Source organism: Orbaceae bacterium lpD04 (assembly GCA_036251935.1).
In the GTDB taxonomy this organism is placed as follows: Bacteria; Pseudomonadota; Gammaproteobacteria; order Enterobacterales; family Orbaceae; genus Orbus; species Orbus wheelerorum.
Genome location: CP133967.1, coordinates 2798233 through 2816085 on the forward strand (window position 1 = coordinate 2798233; position 17853 = coordinate 2816085).

Here is a 17853-nt window from a genome sequence, read left to right on the forward strand (position 1 = left end):
TACCACTAAAATGGGGCAAATCTTACACAATTAACAATTAAATTACTATACCAATTGTGCGCTATTTTAAAGTAGATAACCTGTTAAGATTATCTAATAATAGTAGATTAAATCATACCACGTGTACATTAAATACTCACCGGATAATACTATTATCCACACTATAGAAAATCATTAGGATAAATTAGAACATCAAAGTATCGTTAATAAATCAAAGAGTCTACTTGCATAAAAAAACCGGATAATAATCCGGTTTTATAAAAAACTAAATTAAAAACCACTTAACTTTTTTCTACCTGACTAAAATCAAGCTCGACAGGTGTTGCTCGACCAAAAATTGATACAGATACTTTTAAGCGACTTTTTTCATAATCAACTTCTTCTACAACACCGTTAAAGTCAGCAAATGGACCTTCGTTAACACGAACCAATTCACCTGGTTCAAATAATGTTTTAGGGCGCGGCTTATCACCAACTTGTTGTAAACGATTCATTATCGCATCAACTTCTTTTTGTGAAATTGGTGCAGGTCTATCAGATGTTCCACCAATAAATCCCATCGTTCTAGGTACGCTTCGAACTAAATGCCAGGTAGCATCATTCATTAGCATTTCAACTAACACATAGCCAGGAAAGAATTTCCTTTCGCTTTTGCGTCGTTGTCCACCTTTCATTTCTACCACTTCTTCCGTTGGTACTAAAACATCACCAAACGAATCTTCCATGTTATGTAATTTAATATATTCGCGTAATGATTGTGCAACACGCGCTTCATAGCCCGAGTAAGCCTGAATTACATACCAACGCTTTTTCTGTGTTTCACTCATACTAATGTCCTAACACCGTTAATTTTGATATTGCCCAAAAAAAGAATGTGTCTAATCCCCATAAACAAAGACCGACAACAATCGTTATTACAGCAATTAGTAATGTAGTTTGTATTGCTTCTTTTCTTGTTGGCCACACAACTTTACGAAGTTCCATACGAGACTCTTTAGCAAAGCTGATAAGACTTTTACCTTTTTGCGTGGTTATTGCAAGTAATAATGCTAAAACAGCAACAAGGATAACGCCAATAATTCTTACAACAACATTAGGTTGGTAGACAGAATTTGGCCCAGCAAAATAAAAATTACCCCATATAACAAAAACTACCAGTATAAAAACGAAAAGCCACTTAATTTTATCAAGCGCTTTGCTTGTTCCATGATTATCACTAACAGTACTCATATAAAACCCATTATTTATTTTCATCTTATAATCTATTTTATAAAATGCTCGATTAAAAAACTAAAGCATTTTACCAAATAGACTATCAGTATTAAAACTATTCGACAAGATAAGAAAGGGTATCTTAAGACACCCCTTCAAATTTATCATTTATTGAACTAAATTACTTAATAACCTTAGCAACCACACCCGCACCAACAGTACGTCCACCTTCACGGATAGCAAAACGTAAACCGTCATCCATCGCGATTGGGTGAATTAATGATACTACCATCTTGATGTTATCGCCTGGCATTACCATCTCTACGCCTTCTGGTAAAGTGATTGTTCCTGTTACGTCAGTTGTACGGAAGTAGAACTGTGGACGGTAACCTTTGAAGAATGGAGTATGACGTCCGCCTTCTTCTTTACTTAAGATATACACTTCTGATTCAAAATCAGTATGTGGCTTAATTGTTCCCGGTTTCGCTAGTACTTGACCACGTTCGATATCTTCACGTTTAGTTCCACGTAATAACACACCTACGTTCTCACCTGCACGACCTTCGTCAAGCAATTTACGGAACATTTCAACACCAGTACACGTCGTTTTTACTGTCGCTTTGATACCAACAATTTCAACTTCTTCACCAACTTTTACAATACCACGCTCTACACGGCCTGTTACTACTGTACCACGACCTGAGATTGAGAATACATCTTCAATTGGTAATAAGAAAGGTTTATCAATGTCACGCTCTGGCTCTGGAATGTAAGAGTCTAAGTAACCTGCTAATTCAATGATTTTTTCTTCCCACTCTGGCACGCCATTTAACGCTTGTAGCGCTGAACCACGTACTACTGGTGTATCATCACCTGGGAAATCGTATTGAGATAGAAGTTCACGCACTTCCATTTCGACTAATTCTAATAACTCTTCATCATCAACCATATCACATTTGTTTAAGAATACGATGATGAAAGGTACACCTACTTGACGACCTAATAGAATGTGTTCACGCGTTTGTGGCATTGGGCCATCTGTCGCGGCTACTACTAAAATTGCACCATCCATTTGTGCCGCACCTGTGATCATGTTTTTAACATAGTCAGCATGGCCTGGGCAGTCTACGTGTGCGTAGTGGCGAGTTGGTGTATCATATTCTACGTGTGAAGTATTGATAGTAATACCACGTGCTTTTTCTTCCGGTGCATTATCGATTTGATCGAATGCACGTGCGCTACCGCCGTATTTTTTTGCTAATACTGTTGTGATAGCCGCTGTTAAAGTTGTTTTACCATGGTCAACGTGGCCGATTGTTCCTACGTTAACGTGGGGTTTTTTACGTTCAAATTTTTCTTTAGACATTGATTGTCCCTCTAATGTAATACAAATCGGTGTCAAAACACCACATTAACCTAGTATTATATGCTTTTTGAGATAATTATAAACCCATGCAATGTAAATAATACTGACTTTAAAAATCAGCTCTGAATGATATCAGATAAATACACCTTGTTACAAGTTTTATAGTCAGGAACTAACTAAATATTTTGTTTTAATCACGCTAAAACCAAAGTAATTATTTGCACTGAAAGATTAAAATTTAATATGAATATTGAGAATGGTGCTGATAGGCAGATTCGAACTGCCGACCTCACCCTTACCAAGGGTGTGCTCTACCAACTGAGCTATATCAGCATTGGAGCGGGCAGCGGGAATCGAACCCGCATCATCAGCTTGGAAGGCTGAGGTAATAGCCATTATACGATGCCCGCATGTTCAAAACTTTCAGCTTACTAAATGATTTTAAAAATTAGGTTTATCAATTTTATATTTACACTTAGTTAGGCCAAGATAAAATAGAACTGGCTATTTAAATTCTATTTTATTTAAAATCTTTTAATTAAATAAAAGTTGATGGTGGTGGGGGAAGGATTCGAACCTTCGAAGTGTGACACGGCAGATTTACAGTCTGCTCCCTTTGGCCGCTCGGGAACCCCACCCCGAAACTTTAACTTAATTTACTTAGGACTAATGGTGCCGGCTGCCGGAATCGAACTGGCGACCTACTGATTACAAGTCAGTTGCTCTACCTACTGAGCTAAGCCGGCCTGCCTAAGTGCTGCGCATTGTAGGATATATTACCCCCTCTTGGCAAGCAAAAAAAAACATTTTTATTTTGTTTGCTTAAAAAAAAAACAAAAAGCCCTTTTTAGGTATATTTTAGCATGAATTCGAACAAAAAAGCCCCAAATCTGGGGCTCTATTTTATAATAATATATTTTATTATATTACTTTTTCTTTGCTACTTTTGACTCAGTTTTAACTTTTGTCGCGCCTTTTGCTGCTGTTTTCACCGCAACATCTTCACTTATATCGCCAGTATCTTTATAAGCTCGTCCATAATATGTATCAAGAAGGATCTGTTTTAACTCTGCAATTAAAGGATAACGCGGATTTGCGCCAGTACATTGGTCATCAAATGCATCCACAGCCAATTGATCAACTTGCGCTAAGAAGGCTTTTTCGCTAATACCAAAATCTTTAATTGAGAATGGAATATCAAGCTCTACACGAAGCTTATCAAGCCAGCCAATTAGTTTTTCAACTTTCTTCTCTGATTTATCAGAAGGAGAGGTTAAACCTAAGTGATCTGCAATTTCAGCATAACGAGCTATCGCTTGAGGATACCCATATTGGCTAAAAGTACCTTGCTTAGTTGGTTTATTCGTTGCATTAAAACGCACCACATTAGAAATCAACATTGCATTAGCAACGCCATGTGGAATGTGGAATGCAGCCCCAATTTTATGTGCCATTGAGTGACAAACCCCTAAGAATGCTTGAGCAAAAGCGACACCCGCTAAGGTTGCTGCGCTATGTACTTTTTCACGTGCAATAGGATTTTTAGCACCTTCTTTGTAGCTAGCGGGTAAATAAGCTTTTAATAGGCTTAATGCCTGTAAAGCTTGTCCATCAGAGAATTCACTCGCCATAACCGAAACATAAGCTTCTAATGCATGAGTAACAGCATCATAACCACCAGCAGCACAAAGAGACTTAGGCATGTTCATCACTAAATTAGCGTCAACAATCGCCATATTTGGCGTTATTGCGTAATCAGCTAGAGGATATTTTTGGCCAGTCGCATCATCAGTTACAACAGCAAATGGCGTCACTTCTGAACCAGTTCCTGATGTTGTTGTAACACAGATTAATTTAGCTTTTTGCCCCATATTTGGAAAATGGCAAGTACGTTTACGAATATCCATAAAACGAAGCGCTAATTCGTCAAATTTAGTCTCTGGATGCTCATAAAGTACCCACATAATTTTCGCAGCATCCATTGGCGAACCACCACCTAATGCAATAATGGTATCAGGCTTAAACGAAATCATAGCATCTGTACCTTTGCGAACAACTGTTAATGTTGGATCTGCTTCAACATCAAAGAACGTTTCACAAATGATGCCTTGAGCTTCCATTTGGTCAGTAATTTGTTTTGAATAACCATTATTGAACAAGAATTTATCTGTAACGACAAATACACGTTTAGCACCTTGCTCAATAACTTCATTCAACGCGATAGGTAATGAGCCTCGTTTAAAGTAAATAGAACTTGGTAATTTATGCCATAACATATTTTCTGCTCTCTTAGCGATAATTTTTTTATTGATTAAGTGTTTAGGTCCCACATTTTCAGATACAGAGTTTCCACCCCATGATCCACATCCTAATGTTAAAGACGGCGCTAAATCAAAATTATATAAATCACCAATCCCACCATGAGCAGCTGGTTGGTTAATCAGTATTCGGCAAGTTTTCATTTTACTACCGAAATAAGCAATACGATCACGATTTGTGTCTTGGTCAGTATAAAGTACTGACGTATGACCTAACCCACCCATTTCAACTAATTTTTCAGCTTTTTCGACAGCATCAGTAAAATCTTTTGCTTTAAACATGGCGAGAGTCGGAGATAACTTTTCATGAGCAAATGGCTCGGATAAATCGACCTTAGATACTTCACCCACTAAGACTTTAGCAGCTGACGGAACTTTAAAGCCCGCTAATTCAGCAATTTTCGCGGCAGGTTGACCTACGATATTGGCATTTAACGCGCCTTTATCATTTAAAATAATCCCTTGTACAGCTTTGGTTTCTTTAGCATCAAGAATATAAGCACCATACTCACCAAGTAAACGGCGAACTTCATCATATACAGAATCAACAACAACAATTGCTTGTTCTGACGCACAAATCATACCGTTATCAAAAGTTTTAGACATTAATACCGAGGCAACTGCGCGTTTAAGATCCGCTGTTTCATCAATAATTACTGGCGTATTACCCGCGCCAACGCCTAAAGCGGGTTTACCTGAACTATAAGCTGCTTTAACCATTCCAGGTCCACCTGTTGCTAAAATTGCAGCAACATCAGGATGATGCATCAAGCCATTTGATAATTCAATTGAGGGTTCATCAATCCAACCAATAATATCTTTTGGTGCACCGGCTTTAATAGCTGCATCAAGTACAATACGAGCAGCTTCAATTGTTGAATTTTTTGCTCTAGGATGAGGAGAAAATACAATTGCATTACGGGTTTTTAAACTGATTAATGATTTAAAAATTGCTGTTGATGTCGGGTTTGTTGTTGGTACGATCCCACAAATAATACCTAATGGTTCTGCGATAGTTATCGTTCCAAAGGGTTCATTTTCAGCAATAACACCACAAGTTTTATCATTACGGAATTTGTTTAAAATATATTCTGCTGCAAATAAGTTCTTTATTACCTTATCTTCTACAATTCCCATTCCTGATTCTGCAACAGCTTGCTGTGCTAATGGTATACGCGCTGCGGCTGCGGCAGTTGCAGCGGCAACAAAGATTTTATCGACTTGTTCTTGAGTAAATGTTGCATAAATTTCTTGTGCTTTTTTTACTCTTGCAATTAGCTTATCTAACTCAGCTAAGTTAGTAACTGACATATGACTATCTCCTAGTTTTAATTTTTAAGTTTTAAGTTTAAATCTGGTCGTCTTTTTCAGTGATTACTGCATATTTTTATTATTTTATTTTATATTTAGACTGATGATACTATCCTAAATTAGTTTATGTTCCGATTCAATACTCATAACAAAACAGCGCACAATTTGTAAGGCAATCACAATTAATTCGATAGTTTATTTCATTCAATAGTTATAGAGGAAAATAACTAAATTTCAAGAGGGAAAAGTAATATTATTTTGAATAAATTTTTTGTAAAAATAAATCAGATAGATACAACAATAATTATATTGCTAGTCGCTATATTATTTTGATAATCTATCTAATACATAACTCACAGCAACAAAACCAAATGTCGCGGTAACAGTTGTAATAGCGCCAAATCCTGAAGAACAGTCCATTTTTTTAGGTCCTTCTGCTTGATTTTTAACTAAACAAACTTGGCCATTGGTAGTAGGATAAGTAAGTTGCTCGGTTGAATATACACAAGCAATACCATATTTTCCTTTACTATCTTTCGTTAGCTTAAACTCACCTTTTAATCTTTCACGTAACTTAGCCACTAAAGGATCTTGAACTGTTTTGGCTAAATCACTGACTTGAATTTTTGTTGGATCTTTTTGACCGCCGGCGCCACCAATAGTAATAATTTTTAATTTATTACGCCTACAATGAGCTAAAACAGCAGCTTTATCACGAACACTATCTATAGCATCAATAATAAAATCATACTTTGGCTGATCTCTAGTACCTAAGTATTCACAAGTATTAGTTTGGTTAATAAAATCATCGATACAACTAACATGACATTCAGGATTAATTTGTAAAATTCGCTCCGCCATAACGTCTGTTTTAGTTTGTCCAATATTTTGTTTTAACGCGTGAATTTGACGATTGGTATTGGTGATACAAACATCATCCATATCAATTAGTGTAATATGGCCTATCCCGCTGCGAGCTAGAGACTCAGCAACCCATGAACCAACGCCACCAATCCCGATCACTGCGATTTTTGATTGTTGAAAATTGATAAGCGCCTGTTCACCATAAAGACGAGCAATACCGCTAAAACGTTGATAATAAGTATTGGAAAAGGCATTATTCATAATAAGTAAAAAAGTCTGAATCCAGAGCGATTTGAGTTGGCTAATACTATCAGTGAAGCTTATTTGATGCAAATTTATCAATCATTGAGTTAGCTTCAAATATAATACTTAATTTTTCGTTAAAAAGTTGTTGTAAGATGTCATTATGGCATAAAAAAACCGCCAAAAGGCGGTTCTAATCAAATAGCAAAAGCGTCAGTTATTCGCTCCAACTATCACGAAGACCGACTGTTCGATTGAAAACTAAATTATTATCTTTTCCATATTTGCTATCTAGGCAGAAATACCCCTCTCGCTCAAACTGATATGAAAATTCAGCTTTACTATCACGTAAACTTGGTTCAACAAATCCTTGTTTTATCAATAATGACTCTGGATTTATCGTCGCGAGAAAATCATCTGCCGCACCTGGATTTGGCGTATTAAATAAACGATCATATAAACGAATTTCTGCAGGTAATGCAAATTTAGCAGATACCCAATGAATAACGCCTTTAACTTTTCGTCCATCTTCAGGATTTTTGTTTAGCGTTGCCGGATCATACGAACAATAAATCGTTTTTATCTTACCTTCATCATCTTTTTCAACGCGATCAGCTCGAATGACATAAGCATTACGTAAGCGTACTTCTTTACCTAATACTAATCGTTTATAGTTTTTATTCGCTTCCTCACGAAAATCAGCACGGTCAATATAAAGCTCACGCGTAAAGGCAACGTCGCGTTGACCGAGTTCTGGGCGATTAGGATGATTTGGCATCATAAGAATTTCATCTAATGACTCAGAAAAATTTTCAATAATCACTTTAACTGGGTCGATTACTGCCATCGCACGTGGTGCATTTTCATTAAGATCTTCACGTACACAAAATTCCAACGCACTCATCTCAACAGTATTTTCTTGTTTAGTTATCCCAATTCGTTGGCAAAATTCGCGAATTGAAGCAGCAGAATAACCTCGACGTCGCATTCCTGATACAGTTGGCATTCTTGGGTCATCCCAACCATCAACAATTTTCTCAGCAACGAGTAAATTTAGTTTACGTTTTGAAGTTATGGCATATTCTAAATTTAGGCGCGAAAATTCGTACTGATGTGGACGAGAAGAAATCGTTATATTATCTAGCACCCAATCATATAAACGACGATTATCTTGAAACTCTAATGTACAAAGCGAATGAGTAATATTTTCTATCGCATCAGAAATACAATGAGTAAAATCGTACATTGGATAAATACACCATGCATCGCCAGTTTGATGATGATTAGCAAATTTTATGCGATATAAAACAGGATCACGCATTACAATAAATGGGGAAGTCATATCAATTTTAGCGCGTAAGCACGCTTTACCTTCCGCAAATTCACCATTTTTCATTTTATTAAATAATGATAAATTTTCATCGATAGTGCGATCACGATAAGGGCTATTTTTACCTGCTTGAGTTAGCGTTCCACGATGCTCTCGGATCTCATCAGCAGATAATTCATCTACATAAGCAAGACCTTTTTGGATTAGCTCAATTGCATAATGGTAAAGTTGCTCAAAATAGTCTGATGAATAACGTACTTCTCCATCCCACCGAAACCCTAACCATTGAACATCATGTTTAATTGATTCGACATATTCAACATCTTCTTTTACTGGATTTGTATCATCAAAACGTAAATTACATTTACCACGGTAATCTTGGGCAATACCAAAATTTAAGCAAATAGCCTTAGCGTGACCAATATGCAAATAGCCATTTGGCTCTGGCGGAAAACGTGTTTGAATCGTTTGATATTTACCTTCAGCCAAATCATTATCAATAATTTGACGAATAAAGTTTGTTGGACGAGCTTCGACATCACTCATAAAATCCCCTAAATCTCAATTAATATTGCTTGCTAGCATGTTTAAAACTATAGCGCGTGAATATAACAAATTTTTTACTATTCGTGAATGTTATTAATGACAATTCTCTTGGCTAAATAGAGATAAAGGCTCTACGCGGGTAAATTATATATTTTTTGTCTCAAAAATAATACTATTTGTTTTTCAATCAATTAAATATTATCAATTAGTTATGTTATAGTTTGTCTGTCAAAAATCATTATAATGAGCGCGCTTTTATTAATTAAGACGAATTGGACTCACTATGTCAAAAACAAAAGATCATAATTTTAGTCAAGAAGCAGTACCACTCTCTGCTAAAAAAGGCGCTATTTCATTAACATTTATTATGTTAAGTCTAACTTTTTTTTCTGCCAGTATGTGGGCAGGAGGAACACTAGGCACCGGCCTTACATTTAGCAATTTCTTTTTTGCTCTTTTTATTGGTAACTTACTGCTAGGAATATATAGCGCTACACTTGGTTACATTGGCGCAAAAACTGGATTTTCGACACATTTATTAGCCCGTTTTTCATTTGGGCTAAAAGGCTCTTGGTTACCTTCTTTTTTATTAAGTGCAACGCAAATTGGCTGGTTTGGCGTTGGGCTTGCCATGTTTGCTTTCCCTGTAAGTAAAGCAACTGGCCTTAATGAGTATTTACTTATTGGTTTATTTGGCATTTTAATGACTATCACTGTCGCCTTTGAAGGAATTAAAGCCCTTCTTTATCTATCAATTATTGCAGTGCCTGCAATTGGTATTTTGGGTTGTTACTCTGTCTGGATTGCTGTTAGTGATGCTGGTGGAATAAATGCATTAATCGATATAACGCCGACAAAGCCATTATCATTTTCTACCGCATTGACAATTGTTGTGGGATCTTTTATTAGTGCAGGGACACTTACCGCCGATTTTGTTCGTTTTGGTAAACATGCCAGGCATGTCTTTATTATCATTATCCTTTCTTTTTTAGTTGGCAATTCGTTAATGTTTATTTTCGGTGCAGCAGGTGCGGCTTCGGTTGGTCAAGCGGATATCTCAGATGTGATGATAGCGCAAGGTTTATTAATTCCAGCAATTATTGTTCTTGGACTTAATATTTGGACTACCAATGATAATGCACTGTATGCATCAGGACTTGGTATGTCAAATATAACTGGGCTATCAAGCAAAACAATGTCAATGATGAATGGGATCATTGGTACACTTTGTGCGGTATGGCTATATAATAATTTTGTCGGTTGGTTAACTTTCTTATCAACCGCGATTCCACCAATTGGCGGGGTCATTATCGCTGATTATTTTATCAATAAAAAACATTATCAATCTTTAGTTAATGGTAGCCGAAGAAAAGTTAATTGGGTTGCCATCATAGCTGTTGCGATTGGGATTTTTTGCGCAAAACTATTACCTGGCGTTGTTCCCATAAATTCAGTGTTAGGTAGTGCAATAAGTTATATAATTATTAATTCGTTTGAACGAAGAATCAAGGTTTCTAGAGGCCTAAAATGAACACAAAAAAGACATTTATTGTAAGTAACGCTCGCCTACCAAATCGAGAAGGGTTATGGCAAATAGAAATAACCGATGGCAAATTTGGTGAAATATCAGAGCAAAAGGGTAAAATACATTGTGACCTTAATGCCAATGAAGGACTCGTCATTCCCCCTTTCATTGAACCGCATATTCATTTAGACACCACACAAACTGCAGGGCAACCCGCTTGGAATCAATCTGGAACATTATTTGAAGGAATTGAGCGCTGGTCAGAGCGTAAAACAATGCTAACTCATGATGACGTTAAAAGCCGCGCACTCAAAACGTTACAATGGCAAATTGCTAATGGCATACAATATGTGCGGACTCATGTTGATGTATCAGATCCATCATTGATAGCATTAAAAGCAATGTTAGAGGTCAAAAAAGAAATTGCGCCATGGGTTGATTTACAAATCGTTGCCTTTCCACAAGAAGGGATCCTTTCTTATCCCAATGGTAAAGAACTACTTGAACAAGCAGTTAAATTAGGTGCAGATGTTATTGGTGCGATCCCCCATTTTGAATTCACTCGTGAATATGGTATTGAGTCATTACATTTTATTTTTGAACTTGCGAAAAAATATGATCGATTAATTGATGTTCATTGCGATGAAATTGATGATGAGCAGTCTCGATTCGTTGAAACAGTTGCTGCATTAGCACATAAATATGAGATGGGAAATAAGGTTACAGCAAGCCATACAACTGCAATGCATTCTTATAATGGTGCTTATACTTCACGTTTATTTAGGATATTAAAATTATCTGGTATTAATTTTGTTGCCAACCCTCTTGTTAATATTCATCTACAAGGCCGATTTGATACTTATCCAAAACGTCGTGGTATTACAAGAGTTAAAGAACTGTTAGAAGCCGGAATTAATGTGTGCTTTGGTCATGATGATGTGTTTGACCCTTGGTATCCACTAGGCACAGCAAATATGTTGCAGGTGCTTCATATGGGATTACATATTTGCCAGCTAATGGGCTATGAACAAATAAACCAAAGCTTAGCGCTTATTACAACTAATAGCGCTAAAACATTTTATCTTTCTGATAAACAATATGGTATCAATAAAGGTAATGATGCTAATCTAATAATCTTACCCGCTAAAAATGGATTTGATGCCGTTCGCCGACAAACGCCTATTCTTTATTCTATCCGTCACGGTAAAATCATCGCAAGAACAGAACCTGCCCAACATTATATTATAGAAGATCAAGAAAAAGTGATAACATATAGTTAGATGTAAATGTGTTGTTAATACATAAATTTTTCATCCAAAAGTAAAACTGCTCAAACCATGAGCAGCTTTTTGATAGTAACTTATACTTATAATATCTCAGGAGTCATCAATGAATAAGCGTATTGTTTCTTCATTAACAGTTAGCGTAGCATTACTTATTTCGTCTGTTTCAGTTCAAGCGACACCAATTTCTGTAGGAATGGGCGCAAGTTGGACTGATTCACCATATAAAGGCTATGGCGCGGTATATTATCCATTACCCCATATTGCATTTTCTAATGAAATATTTTTCATTAACAATTTTACTGCAGGTGCTTATGTTTATTCTGATGAAAATCAGAAAGTCTCTCTTGGAGTAAGTTATCTTCCACTAGAATTTAAAACAAAAGATACTGATAATTCTCAAATGAAAAAGCTAAGTAAACGTCACTCAACACTTTTAGCTGAGGCAAGATATTCACTTTCAACTGAATTTGGTAGTTTTGCAGCAAGCATTGGTGCAGATGTTTTAAATGAAAGTAATAGTGTTTTAATTAATGCAAGTTATGCTTATGCATTCTCAGGCGATAAATGGTCTATTGAACCACGAATTGGGATCAACTGGGCAAATGATAAACATAATGATTATTATTATGGTATATCTCATAGTGAATCCGCTCGTTCGGGGCTTGCTTACCACGATGCGAAAAGTTCATTTACGCCATATATATCAATCGTTGGGAATTATGCATTGACCCAAAATTTTGGCACTTATCTTGGTGCTAGGGTTGATAAATTAACTGGTGATGCAAAAAATAGCCCAATGATTGCTAATAGTACAGTACCAAGCGTTTTTGCTGGTGTCACATATAATTTCTAATATCATTTTTTTATTTAAATAATTTGATATTAAAATTTGCCATGCCCGTTTTATTTAATAATTACGGGCATATTACGAAATATTTGTTAAGGAAGATTTATCAATATGCTTTGGTTTAGAAATGCGATTATTTATCAGCTCAATAAAGATAACCTTCTTGATAAGCAGCTCGTTGAGAAAGCGATAAATGCTTGTCCATTCGTACCTTGTGGAAATACTGATAGCACGAGATCGGGCTGGATTTCCCCCTATGGTGAAAATAGTGATAATTCGCTACTTATTGATATTAACGGGCAATTATTATTACGTTTAAAAAAAGAAACTAAAATTTTACCCTCATCGGTAGTTAAACAAGCCTTAGCCGATAAAATAAATACACAAGAAAATGTATTAGGTCGTAAATTAAAGAAAACCGAAAAACAGTCATTACAAGATGAGATCTTTATTGATCTATTACCTAGAGCATTTAGTAAATACCAATTTTTCTGGCTATGGATAGATACCCAAGCAAGAAGAGTCATCGTTGATAGTGCAAGTTTCAAGCAATCCGAAGATATTTTAGCGCTATTAAGAAAAGAGATGGGAAGCTTATCTATTGCCCCATTAGCAAGTGAAACCCCATTAGATAAAACGATGACCGAGTGGGTTAGAAACAAAGTGCAGCATCCACCAATACAGCTAGGTAGTGAAATAGAACTTAAAGATGCACTCGAAGATAATCAAATTGTACGCTGCAAAAATCTCGAAATAGATAGCAATGAAGTATTCGTGCATATTGATGCAGGGAAACAAGTTAATAAGCTAAACCTTATCGATGAAAGGGGTGTTTCATTCATTCTAAATAAAGATTACACATTAAAAAGAATCAAATTTGACAGTTCGATTGCAGATAAAAACGAAGATTTTATGCCAGAAGAAAAAGATAAAAGGCTTGAAGCAGATTTTATTATTATGACTAAAGCATTATCTGACACTTTTAATACATTGATAAAAATCACTAATTAGCGTAAAATCCACAAAAGATTTATTAAAGATAAATATTTTTCTTTAATAAGAAGAGAAAGAATTATCTATACCAATGCAAATTTGGCGTGGTATACTTGAATAAATATTTCTATGTATAATTACAATAAACGGAAATAAAGCTTTATTTTTAGCAGTTTAATATTGAACTGTTAGAAGTAATTATCAACAAAACATTAAGTTGAGGGACAAAATGAAAAAAACAACTTTAGCGCTAGCAGTGGCAATCGCTAGCCTTACATCAGTCGCTAATGCAGCATTACCAGATGATACTTTTTATACTGGTGCTAAATTAGGTTGGTCAAAATTCTATGACACTCACTCAGACCGAGTAGATGGCGCAACTAAAGCTTCATCTAATAACGTTGGCGGTGGTGCATTCGTTGGTTTTCAAGCTAATCCATACCTTGCTTTTGAATTAGGTTATGATTGGTTAGGAACTGTTAAATATAAATCAAGCGGAGACAAAGTAACTGCTCATGGTGCATCTTTAACAGGTAAATTAAGCTATCCTATCTCTTTCATTTCTGATGATTTAGATGTTTACGCTCGTGCTGGTGCTTTCGTTAGTACTACACGTTGGAAAACTGATGGTGATAAACACAGCAATACTGACGTATCGCCAGTTTATGCACTAGGTTTTGATTACCGTTTAAATCAAGATTTTTCTACTCGTTTAGAATACCAATGGGTTAACCATATTCGTACTGACGGCCCTGTTAATCCAGACAACGGCATGCTTACATTTGGCGTAACTTATAGCTTAGGTTCACCTGATGTTCCAAAAGCGTCTGAGTTAGAAGTACGTGAAAATCGTTATGTATTAAATGAAGATGTTGTATTTGCTTATGCTAAAGCAGATATCAAACCTGAAGGTCAAGCTTCTTTAGATGAATTAGTTAAAACTTTAGTAAAACTAAATCCGTCTGAAAGTGCAATCGTAGTTATTGGTTATACTGACCGTATTGGTTCAGATAGCTATAATTTAAAACTATCTGAACAACGCGCTAAAGCAGTTATGGATTACCTAGTATCTAAAGGTGTTCCAGCAAGCTTAATCACTGCTCGTGGTGAAGGTAAAGCAAATCCTGTAACTGGTGATAAATGCCAAGCACTTAAAGGTGCAGATCTTAAAGCTTGTTTAGCTCCAGATCGTCGCGTTGAAATCCAAGTTAAAGCGACCTCTGTTCAAGAAGTTTTAATCTCAGAACAAAAAGATAATACTAAATAATAATCCTAGTGTTAGCTTTTATTTTCTAAAAAACCCAGCTTATTAGCTGGGTTTTTATTGATTATTTATACACATCAATTACAATAGTTAGTATAATATTCATATTTTATATGGTTTTTTTGTCTATAAAACAGGCAAAATCAAATAAATAATTTTTTTTATTCACAATCCACTGTTAGTGTTTATTTTATTTTGTGAGTAATTAAGTATATTCAGAGATATTTGGAGTTCCTGTGTCTATAATAGTCTGGCAAAAATGTTTATCTCAGTTACAAGAAGAGCTAACAGCAACAGAGTTTAATTTATGGATTAGACCTCTACAAGTAGAGCTTGAAGATAATAAATTTTATCTTTATGCACCAAATCGTTTTGTCCAAGATTGGGTTAAAAATAAATATCTGGCTAAAATATCATTACTACTTAGTCAATTGCTTGATATTGAATCCCCAAAAATTTCGATTCAAGTTGGTTCACCAAAGCACCAAAATGATTCAGGACTTAAAGCTGCTCCGGTAATAGAACTAGAACGCCCGACTACCGCGAGTGAACCTAAGTGGAAAACAAAGAAATCAAACGAAAATATTGTCTATCAATCAGGCATAAATCCAAAATATACTTTTGATAGCTTTGTTGAGGGAAAATCAAATCAGCTTGCAAATGCCGCCGCAAAACAAGTCGCTGAAAATCCGGGTAAAGCATACAATCCATTATTTATTTATGGATCAACTGGCTTAGGGAAAACGCATTTACTCCACTCGGTAGGAAATCAAATATTACAAAGTAAACGCAATGCTAAAGTTATCTATATGCATTCAGAGCGTTTTGTACAAGACATGGTAAAAGCGCTACAAAACAACGCTATTGAAGACTTCAAAAGTTACTACCGCTCTGTTGATGCATTATTAATTGATGACATTCAATTTTTTGCTAATAAAGAACGGACACAAGAGGAATTTTTCCATACGTTTAATACCCTTTTAGAAGGTAATCAACAAATTATTTTAACCTCGGATAGATACCCAAAAGAAATCGATGGGGTTGAAGATCGCTTAAAATCGCGTTTTGGCTGGGGACTAACTATTGCAATAGAACCTCCAGAACTTGAAACCCGCGTAGCAATATTGATGAAAAAAGCGGACGAAAATCATATTAGACTTCCAGAGGAAGTTGCCTTTTTTATTGCTAAACGCTTACGTTCTAATGTCAGAGAATTAGAAGGTGCTTTGAATCGTGTTATAGCGAATGCGAATTTTACCGGTAAATCAATCAGTATTGATTTTGTTAAAGATGCATTAAAAGACTTACTTGCTTTACAAGAAAAACTCGTTACTATTGAAAATATTCAAAAAACAGTTGCCGAATATTATAAAATAAAAGTATCAGACCTATTGTCGAAAAGGCGTTCTCGCTCAGTTGCAAGGCCAAGGCAAGTTGCGATGGCATTAGCAAAAGAGCTAACAAATAAAAGCTTACCTGAAATTGGGGATGGCTTTGGTGGACGAGATCACACAACGGTCTTACATGCGTGCCGAAAAATCGCGGAATTAAGGGAAGAAAGCAATGATATTAAAGAAGATTACTCTAATTTAATACGAACACTTTCAACATGATTATTATTTAATTAAAGAATAAATATTATGAAATTTATTATTGACCGTGAAAAATTAATAAAACCATTGCAACTTGTTACTGCACCTCTAAGTAGTCGCCCTACCCTACCGATTTTAGGTAACTTATTGTTGCAAGTTAATGATAATACCCTATCGATGACCGGAACGGATCTAGAGATAGAAATGATTGCTAGGATAAAATTAGCAGAAGCAAATGAGCCAGGTACAACCACAGTACCTGCCCGTAAATTTTTAGATATTTGTAGAAGCTTACCCAATGATGCACAGCTTTCAATTACTCTTGATGATAGCCGTTTGACGATTCAATCAGGTAGAAGTAAATTCTCATTATCAATACTACCAGCTAGCGACTTCCCAAATTTAGAAAATTGGCAATATGATGTGGATTTCTCAATCCCACAAAAAACATTAAAACAGTTAATCGATTCTGTCCAGTTTTCAATGGCTAATCAAGATGTGCGATATTATCTTAATGGTATGTTATTTGAAACTGAAAATAATTTACTAAAAACGGTTGCAACTGATGGGCATAGGTTAGCCGTATGTGCACTACCAATTGGCCAAAACATTCCAACAACTAGCTCTGTTATTATGCCTCGAAAAGGGGTTCTTGAATTAGCTAAATTAGTTGGAGATAGTGATGAGCCAATTAATATTCAAATTGGTAATAATAACTTACGCGTTAATTTAGCTGATTTAACATTTACCTCAAAGTTAATTGATGGCAGATTTCCTGATTACAAAAAAGTATTACCACGTAATCCGGATAAAACATTGGATGCTTCATGTGAAGAATTAAAAAATGCCTTATCTCGGGCAGCAATTTTATCCAATGAAAAATTTAAAGGAATTCGCCTTTATATAGATAATAACCAAATCAAAATTACTGCCAACAATCCAGAACAAGAAGAAGCAGAAGAAATTGTCGATGTAAAATATTCTGCCCAACCTCTTGAAATTGGTTTTAATGTTACGTACTTACTTGATGTTCTTAATACCTTAAAATGTGACACAATACAGATATTATTATCTGACTCTACATCAAGTGTACAAATTGAAGATATCAATAAGCAAGCAGCAACTTACGTTGTCATGCCAATGCGTTTATAAACTC

Annotated in this window: 13 protein-coding genes and 4 tRNA genes; 7 read left to right on the top strand and 10 right to left on the bottom strand. The window is 35.6% G+C overall.

The window, feature by feature from the left end; translation table 11 throughout:
- Positions 1 to 281: 281 nt before the first annotated feature.
- The 10 genes from nusG to glnS form a co-directional block, all read right to left on the bottom strand.
- Positions 282 to 827 carry a transcription termination/antitermination protein NusG gene (nusG, locus tag RHO14_12330; GenBank protein ID WVD71117.1) on the bottom strand — a complete coding sequence of 182 codons (546 nt, stop codon included), beginning with the start codon at positions 825 to 827 and terminating at the stop codon, positions 282 to 284.
- A gap of 1 nt (position 828) precedes the next feature.
- The gene (gene secE, locus RHO14_12335) at positions 829 to 1230 is read right to left on the bottom strand and encodes a preprotein translocase subunit SecE (protein WVD71118.1); all 402 of its coding nucleotides are present in this window, start codon (positions 1228 to 1230) and stop codon (positions 829 to 831) included.
- A gap of 163 nt (positions 1231 to 1393) precedes the next feature.
- Positions 1394 to 2578, bottom strand: a complete 1185-nt coding sequence (gene tuf / locus RHO14_12340) for an elongation factor Tu (GenBank protein WVD71119.1) — start codon at positions 2576 to 2578, stop codon at positions 1394 to 1396.
- A gap of 257 nt (positions 2579 to 2835) precedes the next feature.
- Positions 2836 to 2911, bottom strand: a tRNA-Thr gene (locus RHO14_12345).
- 2 nt (positions 2912 to 2913) lie between these two features.
- Positions 2914 to 2988, bottom strand: a tRNA-Gly gene (locus RHO14_12350).
- A gap of 143 nt (positions 2989 to 3131) precedes the next feature.
- Positions 3132 to 3216: transfer RNA gene (locus RHO14_12355), tRNA-Tyr, on the bottom strand.
- A gap of 32 nt (positions 3217 to 3248) precedes the next feature.
- Positions 3249 to 3324, bottom strand: a tRNA-Thr gene (locus tag RHO14_12360).
- A gap of 180 nt (positions 3325 to 3504) precedes the next feature.
- Positions 3505 to 6207: a bifunctional acetaldehyde-CoA/alcohol dehydrogenase gene (gene adhE, locus RHO14_12365; protein WVD71120.1), complete on the bottom strand. Its 2703-nt coding sequence runs from the start codon at positions 6205 to 6207 to the stop codon at positions 3505 to 3507.
- 324 nt (positions 6208 to 6531) lie between these two features.
- Positions 6532 to 7404 (bottom strand): tRNA cyclic N6-threonylcarbamoyladenosine(37) synthase TcdA, encoded by an 873-nt coding sequence (tcdA, locus tag RHO14_12370; protein WVD71121.1) that lies wholly within the window; start codon positions 7402 to 7404, stop codon positions 6532 to 6534.
- A 127-nt stretch (positions 7405 to 7531) separates the two neighbouring features.
- Positions 7532 to 9190, bottom strand: coding sequence for a glutamine--tRNA ligase (gene glnS, locus RHO14_12375; protein ID WVD71122.1), 1659 nt, complete (start codon positions 9188 to 9190; stop codon positions 7532 to 7534).
- Positions 9191 to 9473: 283 nt separating this feature from the next.
- On the opposite strand from glnS, the gene codB reads away from it, so the two are divergent.
- From codB to dnaN, 7 genes are all read left to right on the top strand, one after another.
- The gene (gene codB, locus RHO14_12380; protein WVD71123.1) at positions 9474 to 10721 is read left to right on the top strand and encodes a cytosine permease; all 1248 of its coding nucleotides are present in this window, start codon (positions 9474 to 9476) and stop codon (positions 10719 to 10721) included.
- Positions 10718 to 11995, top strand: coding sequence for a cytosine deaminase (locus RHO14_12385; GenBank protein WVD71124.1), 1278 nt, complete (start codon positions 10718 to 10720; stop codon positions 11993 to 11995). The genes codB and RHO14_12385 overlap by 4 nt, the downstream gene beginning before the upstream one ends.
- A gap of 109 nt (positions 11996 to 12104) precedes the next feature.
- Complete coding sequence (locus RHO14_12390) at positions 12105 to 12854, top strand: MipA/OmpV family protein (GenBank protein ID WVD71125.1); 750 nt, start codon at positions 12105 to 12107, stop codon at positions 12852 to 12854.
- A 105-nt stretch (positions 12855 to 12959) separates the two neighbouring features.
- Positions 12960 to 13859 carry a recombination-associated protein RdgC gene (locus tag RHO14_12395; GenBank protein WVD71126.1) on the top strand — a complete coding sequence of 300 codons (900 nt, stop codon included), beginning with the start codon at positions 12960 to 12962 and terminating at the stop codon, positions 13857 to 13859.
- 211 nt (positions 13860 to 14070) lie between these two features.
- Positions 14071 to 15108, top strand: coding sequence for a porin OmpA (gene ompA, locus RHO14_12400; protein WVD71127.1), 1038 nt, complete (start codon positions 14071 to 14073; stop codon positions 15106 to 15108).
- 233 nt (positions 15109 to 15341) lie between these two features.
- Entirely contained in the window at positions 15342 to 16718 is a 1377-nt protein-coding gene (gene dnaA / locus RHO14_12405) for a chromosomal replication initiator protein DnaA (GenBank protein WVD71128.1), read from the top strand.
- 27 nt (positions 16719 to 16745) lie between these two features.
- Positions 16746 to 17849, top strand: a complete 1104-nt coding sequence (gene dnaN / locus RHO14_12410) for a DNA polymerase III subunit beta (protein ID WVD71129.1) — start codon at positions 16746 to 16748, stop codon at positions 17847 to 17849.
- The last annotated feature ends 4 nt before the right edge of the window (positions 17850 to 17853 follow it).

What these genes read in the sequence shown, in the direction of transcription:
- secE (WVD71118.1), bottom strand. Translation starts at nt 1,230, where the DNA reads ATGAGTACTGTTAGTGATAATCATGGAACAAGCAAAGCGCTTGATAAA.
- RHO14_12385 (WVD71124.1), top strand. Translation starts at nt 10,718, where the DNA reads ATGAACACAAAAAAGACATTTATTGTAAGTAACGCTCGCCTACCAAAT.
- RHO14_12390 (WVD71125.1), top strand. Translation starts at nt 12,105, where the DNA reads ATGAATAAGCGTATTGTTTCTTCATTAACAGTTAGCGTAGCATTACTT.
- nusG (WVD71117.1), bottom strand. Translation starts at nt 827, where the DNA reads ATGAGTGAAACACAGAAAAAGCGTTGGTATGTAATTCAGGCTTACTCG.
- tuf (WVD71119.1), bottom strand. Translation starts at nt 2,578, where the DNA reads ATGTCTAAAGAAAAATTTGAACGTAAAAAACCCCACGTTAACGTAGGA.
- codB (WVD71123.1), top strand. Translation starts at nt 9,474, where the DNA reads ATGTCAAAAACAAAAGATCATAATTTTAGTCAAGAAGCAGTACCACTC.
- dnaN (WVD71129.1), top strand. Translation starts at nt 16,746, where the DNA reads ATGAAATTTATTATTGACCGTGAAAAATTAATAAAACCATTGCAACTT.
- glnS (WVD71122.1), bottom strand. Translation starts at nt 9,190, where the DNA reads ATGAGTGATGTCGAAGCTCGTCCAACAAACTTTATTCGTCAAATTATT.
- RHO14_12395 (WVD71126.1), top strand. Translation starts at nt 12,960, where the DNA reads ATGCTTTGGTTTAGAAATGCGATTATTTATCAGCTCAATAAAGATAAC.
- adhE (WVD71120.1), bottom strand. Translation starts at nt 6,207, where the DNA reads ATGTCAGTTACTAACTTAGCTGAGTTAGATAAGCTAATTGCAAGAGTA.
- ompA (WVD71127.1), top strand. Translation starts at nt 14,071, where the DNA reads ATGAAAAAAACAACTTTAGCGCTAGCAGTGGCAATCGCTAGCCTTACA.